This is a genomic window from Pseudoxanthomonas sp. CCNWLY206-1, from assembly GCF_039710385.1.
Lineage (GTDB): Bacteria > Pseudomonadota > Gammaproteobacteria > Xanthomonadales > Xanthomonadaceae > Pseudoxanthomonas_A.
Genome location: NZ_JBDKXI010000004.1, coordinates 71395 through 86782, shown reverse-complemented (window position 1 = coordinate 86782; position 15388 = coordinate 71395). Strand labels below are relative to the sequence as shown.

The window sequence follows — 15388 nt, the reverse complement described above, 5'->3', positions numbered from 1 at the left end:
TCAGCCACGTTGACCGGGACACGACAATGATCGGTTTACGCGACCGCGCCTGTCAGCGGAAGAGCTTCTGTGCGAAGTGGTAGAGGTTGTTAGCCCAGCTGTCGCCATCATGGCCGTGGTCATCGACGTTCCAAACGTGCGGAACGTCATGCTGCTTCAGGTACTCGTGCACGCCCTGCGAAACGCTGATCAAGCCGTCGCGGTTGCCGCACGACAGGTACAGCAGTGCGACTTGTTTGCGCACCGCTTCAGGATCGGTCAGCAACTCCGCCGGCGGCCGGGTATTGGGTGCTGGAGAGAAGGCGCCTACCCAGCCGAACGTATCGAGATGGCCAAGGCCAAAGTTCAACGCCTGCCCGCCGCCCATGGAGAGTCCGGCGACCGCGCGATGTTCGCGATCGGCTTGGACCGAGTACTTCGCCTCCACTGCGGGGATCAGGAAATCCAGCAGGTCGTGCTCGAACTTGGCGAAGCCGGCTGCGTTCTCCGGAGTGAACACCTTCCCCTCCGGTGGACTGCGGTCGTCCGGCAGTGCGCGGCCGTTGGGCATCACGACGATCATCGGCACCGCCTTACCGTCGGCGATCAGGTTGTCCAGGATCGCGGGTGCGCGCACGTAGCCCCGCCATTCGTCCTGGTTGCCGCCAATGCCGTGCAGCAGATAAAGCACCGGGTACTTGCGGTCGGCCGAATAGCCTGGAGGCAGATAGATCTGCGCGCGCCGAAGCGTGCCGGTAATGCGCGAATCGTAGGCCAACTCCTCCACGCGTCCCTGCGGTACGCCGGCGCGCGCATCCCTGAAGCCGGATGGCGCATCGGCAAATGCACGCACGTCATCCGGACCGAGCACGATGGGCCGGGCGAAGTTGGCGCGCGCACGCTCGGGGGTGACCTGTTCCTGGCCGCGTGCGAATGGAACGCCGGCAATGAAGAGCAGGCAAGCCAAGGCGGCGATCACTTTGCGGGATTTCGTGTTCATGGGTTCGCAGGCTCCAGGATTACCGCAGCGCCACCGGCGATCGACAGTCGCAGCGCAAGCGTGTCGCGCGCGGTCACGATGCGTTCGCTGCGCTTGACTTGCTCGGGTGCGTCGCCGTCTTCCCACACCGTCGCGCGGTAATTACCCTCTGGCAGAAAGGACAACGGGACGCGTGCGGTGCGCGCCTCGTCGGCCGTCATCGCACCCACGTACCAGGCCGCGCCTGAGCGCCGCGCCAGCACGATGTCGCGTCCCGGTTCGCCGGAGAGAAAACGCGTTTCGTCCCAGGCGGTGGGCACGCGCCGGATGAACTCGAAGCCCGCCGCATCCCGATATGCCTCGGGAGCGTCGGACACCATCTGCAAGGGGCTGTCGTAGACCACGTACATCGCCAGCGCCTGCCCGCGCGTGGTCTGCGTCAGCGGCATCTGGTCGCGCACTTCGAACTTGGCCGGCGCGACGTGGCGGAAGCCGCCCGGCGTGTAGTCCATCGGCCCAGCCAGCATGCGTGTGTACGGCAGCATCAGGTTGTGCCGCGGCGTGATGCGCTTGTCCATCTTGTTCCATTCGGCGCCCAGCACGCCTTCCTGGGTGATGTAGTTGGGATAACTGCGTTGCAACCCGGCCGGCACGTAGGCGCCGTGCATATCCAGCAGCAACCGGCGTTGTGCGGTGCCGGCGGCGAGGCGTTGATAGAACGCGACCATCTCCTGGTCGTCGCGATTCATGAAATCCACCTTGACGCCCTTGATGCCCCAGCGCGCGTAGGTATCCAGCACTTCGTCCATGCGCGGCGCCAGGTGCTCCCAGTGCGCCCATACCAGCAGCCCCACGCCTTTGTCCGCGGCGTAACGCACCAGCGCCGGCATGTCGATGCCGTCCGCCGCCCTCGCTATATCGGTCGTGGGCAGCGCCTCGCAGCAAGGGCCGGCGCCCCAGGACCAGCCCGCATCGATCAGGTAATACGGAAAACCCGACTCCGCCGCGAAGTCGATGAAGCGCTTATAGGCGGCCATGCCGGGCTTCATGCCCACCAACGGTCCCGACCACCAATCCCACGCGGCCTTGCCTGGCTTGACCCAGCTGAAATCGCCTTGTGGTGACGGATTGAGATTGCCGATCAGATGCGAGGCGATCATGTCGCCAGGCCGGTCGCCCAGCATCACCACGCGCCACGCGGAACGCAGGCCTTTCTCGGAGACATAGGCCGGCCCTTTCTTATCGGGGACCGCTGACAGCTGCAAGCGCAACGCGTCGCCTTCGCGCTGCAGCGATGCGCCGGCGTAGCCTTCCAGATGCGCCTGCGCGATCGCCAGCGACGCGCGGCCCGAGCGGCTGGTGCAGACCAGCGGCACGTCGTAACGCACGTCTTCGGCAAGCTGCGAGACCTTGAGGCGTTCGAACGGCATTTCGTGCGCCGCTTCGAATTTCGTCGCCAGGCATTCGGGGTCGCCGGACAGGACGAACGCGGTGCGCTCTCCTTTCAAGCGTATCGGTGCCGCATCGTCGATGCGATAGCGGAACGCAACGCCATCGTCATAGGCGCGCACGTCGATGACAACTCTGCGTGCGGCGGTGCCACTTTCGCGAAACGTCAGCGTCGCACCGCGGTAGTGATCGCGCGCCACCGAAGCCTTGGTCGCGACCAGCGGAATGCTGCGGTCGATCTCGGTGTCTTCGCGACGTTCGAGCGTCAACGTGCCGAACGCGGGAGCGCCGTCGAGTTCCAGCCCCAGTGGTGAAGCAGCAACGACGGTTTCACCACGCCAAAGCACCAAGAACTTGCTGGCATCGTCCTCGATGCGGATCTCCGCCTGGCCGGCTGGCGACGGAATCGCCAGCTGTCCCGCGAACGCCGAACCTGCTGCCACCGCGCAGGCCGTAGCCACCATCACCGCGAATACTTTCATTTGCGCTCCGTCTTGTAGGGGTAAGACCGGTCACGCGGCCGCAGCCGCTGCGACGTGCCATCAGGTGCTATCTGCGGACCCACAGCGGTGCGCTCTTTCGACACCTGCGACAGAGACACCTGCGACAGTGATACTTGTGAAAGCCCCGACGCCTGCGGCGCGGTCACGTATCGCGCCAGCAACCGGATGTAGGAGGTCTGGTAGCCGTTGGAATTCTCGGTGACCGACCACGAATTCAGCGGCCAGCTGTCGTTGAAATCCTTGTACGCCTTCTGCCCGGGTTGGCCATACGGCGGCGAGGGTCGGGCGGTGCCGCAATTCGGCGATATCCCGGGGCAGCGTTCGTCCCAGTCGTACTGCGTGCTGTTGGCGCCGCCCACCAGGAAGCCAGGCGCGGGCCCGTACTGCGAGTCCCGCACGCTGTCCCACGCGGAGCCATCGGCGAACCACGAATGGAAGAACTGATCCACCGAGTTTTCAGCGCCGTAGGCACCCATGTTCGATAGATACGCCTTGCCCAGCGGATTGACGCCGTGCAGGTAGTGCAAATAGGCAGCGCCGGCGTCGGCGATTTCGGCGGAACTGTGCTGACTCAAGCCGTACAGCGCCTGGTCGGCGAACATGCCGCCCGTGAGCGCCTTTATCCCGTTGCTGCCCCAATGGTAGGAGTCGAGGTGGGCGCGATACGGATCTCGCTGACCCGCGATGGCGCCCCAGCCGGCATAGTCCGGGCGCTCCCACAGTTCCGTGTAACGGGTGCGGATATTTTGCGCCACGCTGGCCGTCGCACCGGGTAGCGACGCGTAGTACAACAGCGGTCGATTCACGCCGGCATCGTAAGGCGCCAGCCACCACGAACTCATCATCGGCGTTTCGGTGTAATGACTGTCGACGTAGCTGCGATACGTCGTGTTGCCCGTCAATGCGTACAGATAGATCGCCGCGGTCAGACGCAAATTGGCACGGCCGGTGTCGTCGGTTTCCTGCTGCCCGGCACCCAGGCCCTGCGTGCCGCGGGAAGCGTCGTTGTTGTAGAACAGCACGTTGGGATTGGCATTGGCCCAACCCCACGCGCGCTCCGCACGCAGCTTCAGATCAGCGGCGTAAGCATCGTAAGCCGGTGTGTTCAATGAGGCATACACCTGCGCGCCATAGGCGTAGGCCGCCGCGGACGCCAACGTCGCCGAGGTGTTCGCATCGCCGTAGCGGCTTTGCCCGGTAGCGGCGGAAGGCCGGCCGCCGCCGTCGGCCGATGCCAGCCCAACAATGGACAGCACCGAACCGTCGCTGTTCTGCATCCGCACCAGCCAGTCCAGGCCCCACTTCACCTCATCCAGGATGTCGGGTACGCCGTTGCCGGACTCCGGCAGGTTGAAGTCGTCTGTCCACACCGATTCGTTCTCGGTATAGGCGTGCAGCAAATCGACGACGTAAGCGGCCCCCCAACTGGTGTACTTGTTGAAGTCGCCAGCGTCGTACCAGCCGCCACGCAGGTCGCGCTGGGTCGATGCATCGCCGGTCGCGTTGTAGCGACGCGCCTGACTGTCCTGCAGCGCGCCGAGGTGGCTCGCGGTATCGGCCCAGTTGGCGCCCGCGTATTGCGCCGCCTTGGCGTGTCCGGCGCGTTGGTAGAAGAACGTGCGCACCGCCTGCACCAGCACCGGCCGGTACACGTTGGCGCCGATCTCGAACCGCGCCGATCGTACGTTGCGCGCTGCGTCCACTACCTCATAAGTACCGGCTGCGGTGACGGCGCTGAAGTCGAAATGCCAGGCGCGATCGCCGGAAGAAGCGTCGACCTGTCCACTCTTCCATGGCGTGGGCGAGCCGCGGAACACCACCGTGTTCGTCGCCGTATTGACCACTTGCAGCGTCGCGCTTGGCCGGTACTGATTCGCACTGTCGAAGCCTTCCGCCGGGTCGCGCAGCACGGCCACTTTTTTCAGGCCGGGCAGATAGCCGAACTGATCGACCACGATGAACGGGCCGTTGCCCACGACTTCTTTCAGCCGGGCCGGAAGTGGGCCTGCCATTACTTGCGCGGAAGCGGCTACTGCGATGGGAGCCGCTGCGGTCACGCGGGCGGGCGGCGGTGACGCAGTTTCGCCACGACCTCCGCAGGCCGACAGGCCGGCCACCATGCCGAACAGAACCGACATGGTCGGCATGCCCCGCGGATATCGTTGTGTCATCGCTTACTCCACTCCGGTGCAGGAACGGCATGCGCCCATTGGCGCTTTGCGCGTGCGAAGTCAGTGAGCTCAGCACGGCAAGCGCAGGTCATAAGGGTTGCCTGAGCGTCATGAAGTTCCTGGGTTCGTTGGTTGATGAGGGTGGAGGCCTGCCGACAGGGCGGCAGGCTGCTCCGTCATCGCTATGGCCGCGAATGAACTAGGGTTTGGTTGCGTACAACAGGCCGCGGCCGGTGCCGCTGAAGTAGATCCGTCCATGGATGCGCTGATCCGCCGCCATCACACCGATGCCGCCGTACTGGTGAGCATCGTCGTTGAAGCGCGTCCAGGTGGCACCGCCGTCGTTGGAGCGGTACACGCCCCACACGTCATTCATCGCGCCCACCACGTAGACCGCGGCCGGGTAGGTCGCGCCTGTCTCCGCCTTGCCCAACGCCACTATGCTTGCGCCCTGCACTTCGGGATAGGACCACGTTTCGTTGTCGCCCCAGATCGACGCAAAGGCGTTGAGCTTGGTCCAGGTCGCGCCCGAATCCGTCGAGTGGTACACGGCGTTGCCGTCGGCCAGCCAGATGTCGCCCTCGACGTTGGGGTTGACCGCCAGCGAGGTGTTCCCGAAATAGTTGGGGGCCAGCGCCGCGGCCAGCGAACCCTGGCTCAACGTGAAGGTGTGGCCGCCATCCGTCGACACGTAGACCTTGCCCGGCGTGCCCCACCAGTGGCCTCCGGAATCGTAGGCGTAGACCTTGTTGGGGTTCTTGCGATCTGCGACCAGTCGGTAGGCGCGGGGGAAGATGGTGTTGATCGCGGGCAGATTGGTCGGCACCCAGGTGGCGCCGTTGTCCGTGGTGTAGGACGGCACCGAGTTGCCGGGCGCCCAGACCGCCCGGTTGCGCGCGGTGATGGCGATGCTCGCTTCCCCACCCTTGTTTTCCGCGACGCCCGTCGGGTAGGTGGCGAACTGGGCCCAGGTGTTGCCGCCGTCACCGGACCACACGCCGTAGCCGGTGCTGGTGCCCAGGATGACGCCGATGGTGGCCATGTACTGCGGATCGGACCACGCCATGTCGGCGGCGAAGCCGTTGCTCCAGCCGGTGGCCGGCGTCAAGGTCGGCTTGGTCGCGAGGTTGGTGTGCACCCAAGTGCCGACGTCGCCCATGGCGTTGATCACGGTGTACGTGGCGCTGGCCGGCGGCGTGGCCACACCCAGGACAGCAGTCTCCTCGATGCCGTCGTTCAGCTCGACCCAGCTCGGCGTGGCCGAGGATGCGTTGCGCGTTTCCCAGATGCCGCCACCATGGCCGTACACGATGTGATCGCGGTTGGCGGGATTGATCTCGACGTCGTCGGGCCAGCCCCAGAAGGACGCGTCGGCCGGCGTATGCGGCATGGTGGCCGCGATCTCGCGCCAGGTCAGGCCGCCGTTGTCGGACAGCCGGATGATCTGCTGGCCGTCGAAGCTCCCCCAGGTGTTGGTTACACCCAGCGCAATGCGCGTGGTCGCGCCGGTGCCGGAAACGGACACGCCGCCGTAGCCGGCGGAGTCGATGCTGTTGAGCAAGGTCCAGTTGCTGCCGTCGAACTTGTAGAGACGGGCGGGACCACCGGCGCCCGGGCCGGTCTCCTTGGTGAACACGACATAGAACATGCCGTCTGCGGCGCGCACCATGTGTGGGATGTGATAGCCGGAGATCGGCACCGAAACCGGGGTCCACGAGGCGCCGCCGTTGCTGGACTTGTATAGGTTCGAGGCCAGCCCTGCTGTTTGGACGTAGTCCGGCGCGATGGGCGCGTAGATCGTCTGCGTGGCCGTGCCGCTGCCCTTGGTACCGGTGTCGTAGACGACCGTCTCGACGCCCATGGCACTGCCGATGCCCAAGGCATTGACCTGGTCCTGGGTCAACTTGGCGCTCGACAGCGACGTGACCTGGGCCCACGTGAGACCGGAGTCGACGCTCTTCCACAGACCCGCCGTGCGCGTGGCGTAGAACAGCGTCGACGGTCTGTTGGGGTCCACCATCAGGCGTTCACCGATGGCCCGGCCGGGATTGTTGCCGCCGAGCGGGAAAGGCAGGGCGACGTAGGTCCACTGGTCACCGCGGTTGCTGGAGCGGTACAGGCGGCCGTTGCCTTCGGTCGTGTACATGCCGGCGCCCATGTAGACGAGCTGGTCGTTGTTTGGATCGACGGCCATGCTCTCGATGCCGTGGAAACGGCTGTCGGCCGCACCAAAACCCAGACCATCGGTGATGGCCACCCAGGATGACGTCGCCTGGTTCCAGCGGTAGGCGCCACCGATGTCAGTGCGCGCATACAGCAGGTTGGCGGTGGTCGGGTGGAAGACCAAGCCACTGACGTAGCCGCCACCACCGAACTTCACGCTGTTCCAGGTCTTCCTCGCCGGGAGTGGGCCTGCCATTACTCGCAGCGGCGTCGCAGCGGCTGTAGCTGTGGCTGCGGCTGCGACTCTGGGCGCGGGCGCGGAAGGTGACGACGTTTTGCCGCCGCCGCAGGCCACCAGGCCGAACAGAACGGACAGGGCCATGCCCCGCAGATATTGTTGTGTCATCGCTTACTCCACTTCGGTGCGGGGTTTGATAATCGTCTTGAAGTAATGCTCTTGAAGAGCGGGCATTGCAGACGGTTCCCTCCGCAGCGGCAATCAAGGCCCGTGTTTTCATCTGCATTCTTCATGTCAGGCCGTTGCCGCGAATCTTCAGCGCGACGGCGACGGAGCAAGCGCCACTGCTTTCGCTCCCCACAAAGGAAGGGGTGCGGCCGCGGCGGTGGATTGCAGAAATGTTCGACGAGACAGTTTCATGGGTCATACCGGACGGCGGCAGAGAGTGGCCGCGTTTCCCGGTGGAAATGCATCCGCCGAAAACCGCAACGCGCTCGATTCTGCGGGCCGCAGGCATATGTCACAAATACTTGAAACATCGCTCTCGATATACGAATCGGTATAGAGAGCCGTGCTTATGTGACGCGCCCCTCATGACAGCGGTAGACAGTGCCGTAGGAGCGGCGTCCTCGCCGCGAGCTCTTCCCACCGCGCCGCGAACAAATCAAAAGCTCGCGCCGAGACGGCGCTCCTACAAGAGCAAAGGCCGCTGCAGCCTCCCCGCCTTTGTAGGAGCGGCGTCCCGCCGCGAGCTCTTCCATCAGGTCGCGATAGAAGCAAAAGCTCGCGCCGAGACGGCGCTCCTACAACGAACACATGCGTGGCAGTTGAGATTCGACGCTGATGAGGTACCAGTCCATATCCGAACAGATATCGAACCCACCAATATTGTGATTTTTGAAGCATCAGTATGTCTTGTAGCATCGCGCCATAAAGCGTCGCGGCGCGATCAGACATTCCGGTCGCCGCTTCCTTTTCCGAGGGATCGCTTCCCCATGGATGCACCCGAAAAAGCCGCTCCGACGTAGCCGGACTCGATTCACAGGCAAGCAGGATTTCCGCCTCAAGCCCTGGGTTGCTCCGCATGGCGTGTTCGACAATCGCCCGTCCACCGGCATTCGCAACACAAGAGGGAGGAGACCTATTTTGAGAACGATCCCGGCCACGAAACGATGCCTCGCCGCGGCACTGCTCATGGCGATCAGCGCATCGCCCGCCTGGGCGGAAGTCCGCAGCCTCTCGCAGGACTGGCGCTTCCACGCCGGCGAAGCCGCAGGTGCGGAGCGGTCCGCGTTCGATGATCGCTCCTGGCATCAGGTCGCCGTTCCCCATGACTTTTCGATCATGGACAAAGCGAACGGGCAGTCCCCGTTCGACCGGGCGACCCCCAGCGGACAGGATTCGGGCTATCTGCCCGGCGGCACCGGCTGGTATCGCCGCGATCTGGTCCTCACGCCGGACGACGCTTCGCGCATTGTCCGGCTGAACTTCGAAGCCGTGTACATGGACGCCGATATCTGGGTCAACGGCGAACATCTGAAGAAACACCGCTACGGCTACACCGCTTTCACCGTTGATCTGACTGGCAAGGTCCGCGCCGGCAGCAATGTCATCGTCGTACGCGTTGATCATGCCGACCCGTCTTCGCGCTGGTATGCCGGCTCAGGACTGATCCGGCCGGTCGCGTTGGAGCTGCTCGATCCGATCCACATCGAACCGGAGAGCGTATTCGTTTCAACGCCAGTCGCGGCCGAAGACCGCGGCGTGGTCGCGGTGAACACGACCATTGCCAACCGATCGAACAAGGCGCAGTCGGCCGAATGGGCGACCAAAGTGGTTGCGGCCAACGGCGAGACGGTCGCCGAAGCCAGACAGACGCATGCGGTGCCGGCCGGCGCGCGCGCGGAACGGTCGCAGGAACTCGTCGTCGCCCATCCGCGCTTGTGGTCTCCGGAATCTCCCGAGCTCTACACGCTGGTGCAGGAGATCCGCATCGATGGCGCGACCGTCGATGAGCGGCGCACTCGCTTCGGAATTCGTTCGGTTTCCCTGGATGCCACGAATGGCCTGCGCATCAACGGCAAGCGAGTGCTGCTTCGCGGCGGCAACATCCATCACGACAACTACATGATCGGTGCGGCGGGCGCGCCCGACGCCGAGGCGCGCAAGGTCGCCCTGATGAAGGCGGCCGGCTACAACGCCATCCGCAGCGCACACAACCCGGCCAGCCAGGCCACGCTGGACGCGGCGGATGAACTGGGCATGCTGGTCGTCAACGAAGCCTTCGACAGTTGGAACAAGAGCAAGAAGCCGCAGGACTATTCGCGTTTCTTCGCCGAAGACTGGCCGCAGGATATCGACAGCATGGTGGTCAGCGGCCGGAACCATCCCAGCGTGCTGTTCTGGAGCATCGGCAACGAGATCCCGGAAGATGGCACGCCCCAGGGCATCGAAACCGCTCGCAAGCTGGCAGAGCGCGTGCGCAAGCTCGACCCGACCCGGCCGGTCACCCAGGCCATCAACGCCGATCCGCCCAAAAGCACCCAGCAAGCCGCGGAATTGGATGTCGTTGGCTACAACTATCACGCCCATATCTTCGGCAAGGAGCATGAGCAGCTTCCCAAGCTGACCATGTACACCTCCGAGTCCCTGTCGAAGGAACTCCTTCCTTACTGGCGCGCGGTCGAAACCATGCCGTGGGTGATCGGCGATTTCGTCTGGACCGCCGTGGATTACCTGGGCGAAGCCGGTATCGGCTGGATGGGCTACAGCCAGGACTGGCAGAAGCTGGGCCCCTACCCTTGGCATCTGGCGTACTGCGGCGAGATCGACGCGACCGGGCGCATGCGTCCGGCGGCCTACTACCGCCAGGTGGTCTGGAAAACCGGCATCACCCCGATATCCGCGTTCGTCCGGCAGCCCAAGGGCACCGAGGACCTCCCCGACCGCCACCTGTATCCGATCACGCCGCCGCACCTCGATTGGTCGCTGGAAGATGTCCACCCCAGTTGGACGTGGCCGGGCCAGGAAGGCAAGCGCCAGGAGGTGCTGGTCTATTCCGAATTGCCCGAAGTGGAACTGTTCCTCAACGGCAAGAGCCTCGGCCGCAAACCGGTCAGCGTGAAAAGCGAGTACAAGGTCGCTTACGACGTGCCTTACGCGCCGGGTCGACTGCTCGCGGTGGGTTATCGCGACGGACGCGAGGCCGCGCGCTGGGAATTGCGCACCGCAAGCCAGCCGGCCGCCGCTAGCGTGTCGGTGGATCGATCGCAGCTCGCAGCGAACGGCGAGGATCTGGCCTATGTCGCCGTGGAATTGCATGACGCAGATGGCACGCCAGTCTATGCACGCAAGGACGACAGAAAGGTACGCGTGCGCGTGAGCGGAGCAGGAACATTGGCGGGCATCGGCAACGGCAATCCGGTGGATATTTCCAGCTTCCAATCGGGCGAACGGACGACCTTCCACGGCCGTGTGGTCGCGGTCGTCCGCGCCGGCGCCCAAGCCGGCCCGATCGTCATCGATATCGAAACCGAAGGCCTACCCTCCCGCCGGATACAGGTGCAGGCGATCACACCACAGCCCCTCCTGTAGGAGCGCCGTCTCGGCGCGAGCTTTTGCTTCTATCGCGACCTGATGGAAGAACTCGCGGCGGGACGCCGCTCCGCGCCTCGATAGCCGCTCGGTCAACACGATCAAGAACGCGCCGCAGCGCGTCCGAATGGCGAACAAGCAGTTACCACATGCCATGCGTGCGTCGGCGCTGCAGCGATATCCAACCATCGCCCAGGTTGCCCGACGTAATCTGTGCAACGCTATGGCAACCGTGCAGCGCGCGGCACGCGCAAGGACAAAGAGGCCATGAACCGAAGTTCCTTCACGATGCGGCCATGCGCATTCCGGGATGTGCAAGCCGTTGAGGCTCGCTCATCGCATGTGTTCCCCCGCCATACACACGACGGGTACGGCATCGGCCTGGTCGTCAACGGCGCGCACCGATCCTGGAGTGGGCGCGGGATGGTGGAAGCCGGCCCCGGAAGCCTCATTACCTGCAATCCCGGCGAAGTGCACGACGGCATGCCGATCGGCGATAGCCGCGCCTGGAAAATGCTCTACCTGGCACCCGGGTTTGTGGAAGCGGTCGTCGCCGATATTCGCGAAGGAGCCACGGCGAGTTTCGAATTCACCCATCCGGTCATCGAACAGCAGACTCACGCTCGAGCATTCGAACTCGTCTACGAAACGGTAACCGGCCGCTGTGCCGATGCAGAACGCGCACAAGAGCGATTGATCCTTCTGTTGGCTGGGATGCTTCACAAGAAACCGCCGTCCCTTCCATCTGCATCCGCATTGGCAAGAGCCAAGGCGCGTATCGACGATGATCCGTCCGCCTCGATTACCCTCGCCGCACTGGCGCGCGAAGCCGGTCTGAGTCGTTTTCAAGTCGTTCGCGGGTTTTCCAAACTCACAGGGCTCACGCCGCATGCGTATATCGTGCAGCGACGCCTGGATGCCGCTCGCGCGATGATTGCGAACGGCGACGCGCTGGCCGATGCGGCTGTCGCCTGTGGCTTTGCCGATCAGAGCCACTTCAACCGGATGTTCGTTCAGCGCTACGGCGTGACGCCCGGCACCTATGCCGAAGCGATGCGCTGACGGCTGCAATTTCGTTCAATACCCGCTCACGTCCGCGTGCTTTCATGGTTTCGAGCCCACCGTGCGGGCTGCCCGCGTGAAAGGACCACGAGCAATGAATCCGACCGAGCCATCCAAAAACGTTTCATCCACCGCTCGACCTCAATCGATAGTCCGGCAATGTCGCGAGGATGAAGCCGGAGCGATATTGGCGATCATCAACTCAGCGGCCGGGATTTACCGCGACGCGATTCCGCCGGACTGCTGGCACGAGCCCTACATGTCCGCGACTGAGCTCCAATCCGAGATCGCGGCGGGCGTGGTCTTTGCCGGCTGCGAAATCGATGGCGCGTTGGCCGGCGTCATGGGCTTCCAGCGTGTCCTCGACGTTGACCTGATCCGCCACGCGTATGTATTGCCTGCGTATCAAGGGCATGGCGTCGGCAGCGCGTTGATCGCCTACCTGCGCGCGCAAACAGACCGCACCGTGCTGGTCGGTACGTGGAGTGCCGCGACGTGGGCGATCCGTTTCTATGAGCGGCATGGCTTCCAACCCGCCCCTGAAACGGCCAAAGCGCTGCTTCTACGCAAGTACTGGACGATTTCCCAACGGCAGGTCGAAACATCGGTGGTGCTGTGGGCACTGAATGGCGATCATCGCTGAACGCGTCCTGGTAGGAGCGCGCCCGCTGCGAGCTTTTGCTTCTGCCGTGATCTGGGGGAAGAGCTCGCGGCGGGACGCCGCTCCTACAAAAGAAAATTTCCGCGATCTGTAGGAGCGCCGTCCCGGCGCGAGCTTTTGCTTCTATCGCGATCCGACGGGAAGCTCGCGCCGGGACGGCGCTCCTACAAGGATGCGATCAACAACGATTCGTCCAACCCAAGCTCGTCATTTAGCCGACGAAGCCTCTTCGCGCCGGCGATCGGTCACCAGTCTTCCACCGTGGCCCCAGTCGTCGGTTTCGACTTCTGCGATGACGATATGCGTGAGTTCGGGCTGCTTGCCCAGGACGCGTTCCAGGGTGTCGGTGATCTCGCTCACCAGTTGACGTTTCTGTGCTTGCGACGTGCCGTCGCGGGTGATGCTGACATGGACGAATGGCATGGGGATTCTCCTGATTGATGAGAGCCGGGGCCACGAACGCGGCCCCGCATGGATTACCAGTGGCCGGCGGCCATGCCGCCGTCGACCGGCAGTACGACACCGGTGGTGAAGGTCGCATCGCCGAGGTACAGCACGGCTTCGGCGATCTCCTCGACCGTGCCGATGCGTCCTGCCGGCTGCAGTCCTTTCAGGAAATCGTGCATCTCGGCCGTGTACAGCGGCGTATCCACGATGCCCGGCGCTACCGCATTCACCTGGATGTTGTGCGGTGCCAGCTCCACCGCCAGCGCCTTGGTGGCGTGGTTGATGCCGCCCTTGATCAGTACCGACAATGCCGCCGGCACGGCCTGCGACGGCTGGTCGGCAAGACTGGCGGTGATGTTGACGATGTGGCCGGTACGGCGCTCGCGCATGTGCGCGGCGGCGGCCTGCGAGGCGAAGAAGAATCCTTTCAGGTTGGTGTCGACCAGCGCCTGCACGTCCTCGGGCGTGTAGTCGGTGAACGGCTTGGCGCTGAAGATGCCGGCGTTATTGACCAGCACATCAACCTGCCCAAAACGTTCGACGGCCGCGGCGACCAAGCGTTGTGCGGTGGCCGGCTCGGCGACGTCGCCCGGGACGAGCAGCAGATTGGCGGGTTGGCCCAGTTGTCCGGCGGCGGTTTGCAGGCGCTCCAGCGTGCGGGCGTTGGCGACGACGTTGTCGCCGCGCTGCAGGTAGGCGCGGGTGATGGCGAAACCGATGCCACTGGAGGCGCCGGTGACGATGACGGTCTTGGTGCTCATGGGAATTCCTTTGCTTGCGGCGAGGCCTTTCGGCGGTGGGAGAACTCTATTCCCCGCCCATGGGTAGATAAATCAGTCAGAATTCATTTCACCTGTTACATGGTGTAACTAGAGCCTGTTAACGCTATTGAGATAGGCCACGCCGCGATCCAGTGCGTACGGGGCAAGGAAGAAGGAGGAAATGTATGCCGATACATGCCCGAGTGATGACGCAGTCCTGTGCGCACTGGATTGCGGCCCTTCGGGTTGCTTCTCCGCCGTGCCAGGAACTCGCGCGCGGCTTGAACAGGCGGCCAGCCTGTCGCTACGCCGCGCATCAGCCCCTGGCGAGGCGGGGAAGCAACGTGACCTGTCCCAGTAGCGTTAACAGGCCCTAATGAAACGACAATTCGATGATGTGCTGGTCGGCAGCCTGGAACTGTTCTGCCTGGCGGCCGAGACCGGTGGCTTCACCAGCGCAGCGACCGCGGCCGGCGTCACCCCCGCCGCGGTCAGCCGATCGGTGGCGCGGCTGGAGGAACGGTTGGGCGTGCGCCTGTTCGTCCGCACTACGCGTCATATCCATTTGACCGACGCCGGCCGCGCCTACTGGACCCATTGCCGCCAAGTCCTGGATCAACTAGCCGAGGCCGACCGCGAAGTTTCGGGCGAACAGTCCGAACCCAGCGGCCGCATTCGCGTCAGCGTGCCGACCACGTACGGGCACTACCGGCTATTGCCTGTGCTGGCCGAATTCCATCGGCTCCACCCACGGATCCAGGCCGATATCCACATCGGCAACCGCAACATCGACTTTGGCTCCGAGGGTTTCGATCTGGCGGTGCGCGTGCGCAAGCCACCGGAATCCGGCCTGGTGGCACGTCACCTGGAGGACGCCGAACTGGTCCTGGTCGCCTCGCCCGATTATCTGCGGCGGCGCGGTGTACCCGAGTCGCTTGGCGCGCTCGCCGAACACGACTGCATCCAGTTCGAACTGCCCAGTACCGGCCGGCGCATCCCTTGGTTATTCAAGGACGGCGCCACCGACATCGAGTTGGAGACCGATGGTCCGTTCCTGCTGTCGGAAGACGTGCTGGGTGGCGTCTCGCTGGCATGCAGCGGTGCGGGCGTGTTCCAGGCCTATCGCTTCACGGTGGAACGCGAGATCGCCCTGCAGCGGCTGGTGGAAATCCTGCCCCAGCACGGCGGCCGCAGCCGGCCTTTCAACCTGCTCTATCCGCACGGGCGCCACATGCCGCTGCGGGTGCGTGCCTTCATCGACTTCCTGTTGGAGTCGCTGCGCAAAAGCGCGTGGTCCCGACCAGGCGCATAGCGACCGCCTGAATTCTCCAGGCGGCATGGACGCCGATCTGGTCCCGGCCTGTATCCGCGACCGCACCGG

The 15388-nt window shown here is 64.2% G+C and carries 10 protein-coding genes; 4 read left to right on the top strand and 6 right to left on the bottom strand.

Features of this window, described 5'->3' with window-relative positions; translation table 11 throughout:
• Nucleotides 1-52: 52 nt before the first annotated feature.
• The 4 genes from AADW18_RS10775 to AADW18_RS10760 form a co-directional block, all read right to left on the bottom strand.
• Nucleotides 53-979 carry an alpha/beta hydrolase-fold protein gene (locus tag AADW18_RS10775; protein ID WP_337343385.1) on the bottom strand — a complete coding sequence of 309 codons (927 nt, stop codon included), beginning with the start codon at nt 977-979 and terminating at the stop codon, nt 53-55.
• Nucleotides 976-2889 (bottom strand): glycoside hydrolase family 97 protein, encoded by a 1914-nt coding sequence (locus AADW18_RS10770; RefSeq protein WP_337343384.1) that lies wholly within the window; start codon nt 2887-2889, stop codon nt 976-978. The genes AADW18_RS10775 and AADW18_RS10770 overlap by 4 nt, the downstream gene beginning before the upstream one ends.
• A complete protein-coding gene (locus tag AADW18_RS10765; RefSeq protein WP_337343383.1) occupies nt 2886-5081 on the bottom strand; it encodes a glycoside hydrolase family 9 protein in 2196 nt (731 codons plus the stop codon). The genes AADW18_RS10770 and AADW18_RS10765 overlap by 4 nt, the downstream gene beginning before the upstream one ends.
• A 199-nt stretch (nt 5082-5280) precedes the next feature.
• Nucleotides 5281-7650 carry a hypothetical protein gene (locus AADW18_RS10760; RefSeq protein ID WP_337343382.1) on the bottom strand — a complete coding sequence of 790 codons (2370 nt, stop codon included), beginning with the start codon at nt 7648-7650 and terminating at the stop codon, nt 5281-5283.
• A gap of 1026 nt (nt 7651-8676) precedes the next feature.
• On the opposite strand from AADW18_RS10760, the gene AADW18_RS10755 reads away from it, so the two are divergent.
• The 3 genes from AADW18_RS10755 to AADW18_RS10745 all read left to right on the top strand — a co-directional run bounded on the left by AADW18_RS10755 (nt 8677) and on the right by AADW18_RS10745 (nt 12781).
• A complete protein-coding gene (locus AADW18_RS10755) occupies nt 8677-11076 on the top strand; it encodes a glycoside hydrolase family 2 TIM barrel-domain containing protein (RefSeq protein ID WP_337343381.1) in 2400 nt (799 codons plus the stop codon).
• A gap of 267 nt (nt 11077-11343) precedes the next feature.
• Nucleotides 11344-12138, top strand: a complete 795-nt coding sequence (locus AADW18_RS10750) for an AraC family transcriptional regulator (protein WP_337343380.1) — start codon at nt 11344-11346, stop codon at nt 12136-12138.
• Entirely contained in the window at nt 12119-12781 is a 663-nt protein-coding gene (locus AADW18_RS10745) for a GNAT family N-acetyltransferase (RefSeq protein WP_337343379.1), read from the top strand. Before AADW18_RS10750 ends, AADW18_RS10745 begins: the two co-directional genes overlap by 20 nt.
• A gap of 225 nt (nt 12782-13006) precedes the next feature.
• Here the strand turns inward: AADW18_RS10745 and AADW18_RS10740 are convergent, their stop codons facing one another.
• Together AADW18_RS10740 and AADW18_RS10735 are read right to left on the bottom strand one after the other, a co-directional pair.
• Nucleotides 13007-13222, bottom strand: coding sequence for a 4-oxalocrotonate tautomerase family protein (locus tag AADW18_RS10740; RefSeq protein ID WP_337343378.1), 216 nt, complete (start codon nt 13220-13222; stop codon nt 13007-13009).
• Nucleotides 13223-13275: 53 nt separating this feature from the next.
• Nucleotides 13276-14007: an SDR family oxidoreductase gene (locus AADW18_RS10735; RefSeq protein ID WP_337343377.1), complete on the bottom strand. Its 732-nt coding sequence runs from the start codon at nt 14005-14007 to the stop codon at nt 13276-13278.
• A 376-nt stretch (nt 14008-14383) separates the two neighbouring features.
• Between AADW18_RS10735 and AADW18_RS10730 the strand changes: the two genes are divergently transcribed.
• Nucleotides 14384-15319, top strand: coding sequence for a LysR family transcriptional regulator (locus AADW18_RS10730; RefSeq protein WP_337343376.1), 936 nt, complete (start codon nt 14384-14386; stop codon nt 15317-15319).
• Nucleotides 15320-15388: the final 69 nt, after the last annotated feature.

Excerpts from the sequence above, each read along its gene's own strand:
- AADW18_RS10775 (WP_337343385.1), bottom strand. The coding sequence starts at position 979 with ATGAACACGAAATCCCGCAAAGTGATCGCCGCCTTGGCTTGCCTGCTC.
- AADW18_RS10770 (WP_337343384.1), bottom strand. The coding sequence starts at position 2,889 with ATGAAAGTATTCGCGGTGATGGTGGCTACGGCCTGCGCGGTGGCAGCA.
- AADW18_RS10765 (WP_337343383.1), bottom strand. The coding sequence starts at position 5,081 with ATGACACAACGATATCCGCGGGGCATGCCGACCATGTCGGTTCTGTTC.
- AADW18_RS10760 (WP_337343382.1), bottom strand. The coding sequence starts at position 7,650 with ATGACACAACAATATCTGCGGGGCATGGCCCTGTCCGTTCTGTTCGGC.
- AADW18_RS10755 (WP_337343381.1), top strand. The coding sequence starts at position 8,677 with ATGGCGATCAGCGCATCGCCCGCCTGGGCGGAAGTCCGCAGCCTCTCG.
- AADW18_RS10750 (WP_337343380.1), top strand. The coding sequence starts at position 11,344 with ATGAACCGAAGTTCCTTCACGATGCGGCCATGCGCATTCCGGGATGTG.
- AADW18_RS10745 (WP_337343379.1), top strand. The coding sequence starts at position 12,119 with ATGCCGAAGCGATGCGCTGACGGCTGCAATTTCGTTCAATACCCGCTC.
- AADW18_RS10740 (WP_337343378.1), bottom strand. The coding sequence starts at position 13,222 with ATGCCATTCGTCCATGTCAGCATCACCCGCGACGGCACGTCGCAAGCA.
- AADW18_RS10735 (WP_337343377.1), bottom strand. The coding sequence starts at position 14,007 with ATGAGCACCAAGACCGTCATCGTCACCGGCGCCTCCAGTGGCATCGGT.
- AADW18_RS10730 (WP_337343376.1), top strand. The coding sequence starts at position 14,384 with ATGAAACGACAATTCGATGATGTGCTGGTCGGCAGCCTGGAACTGTTC.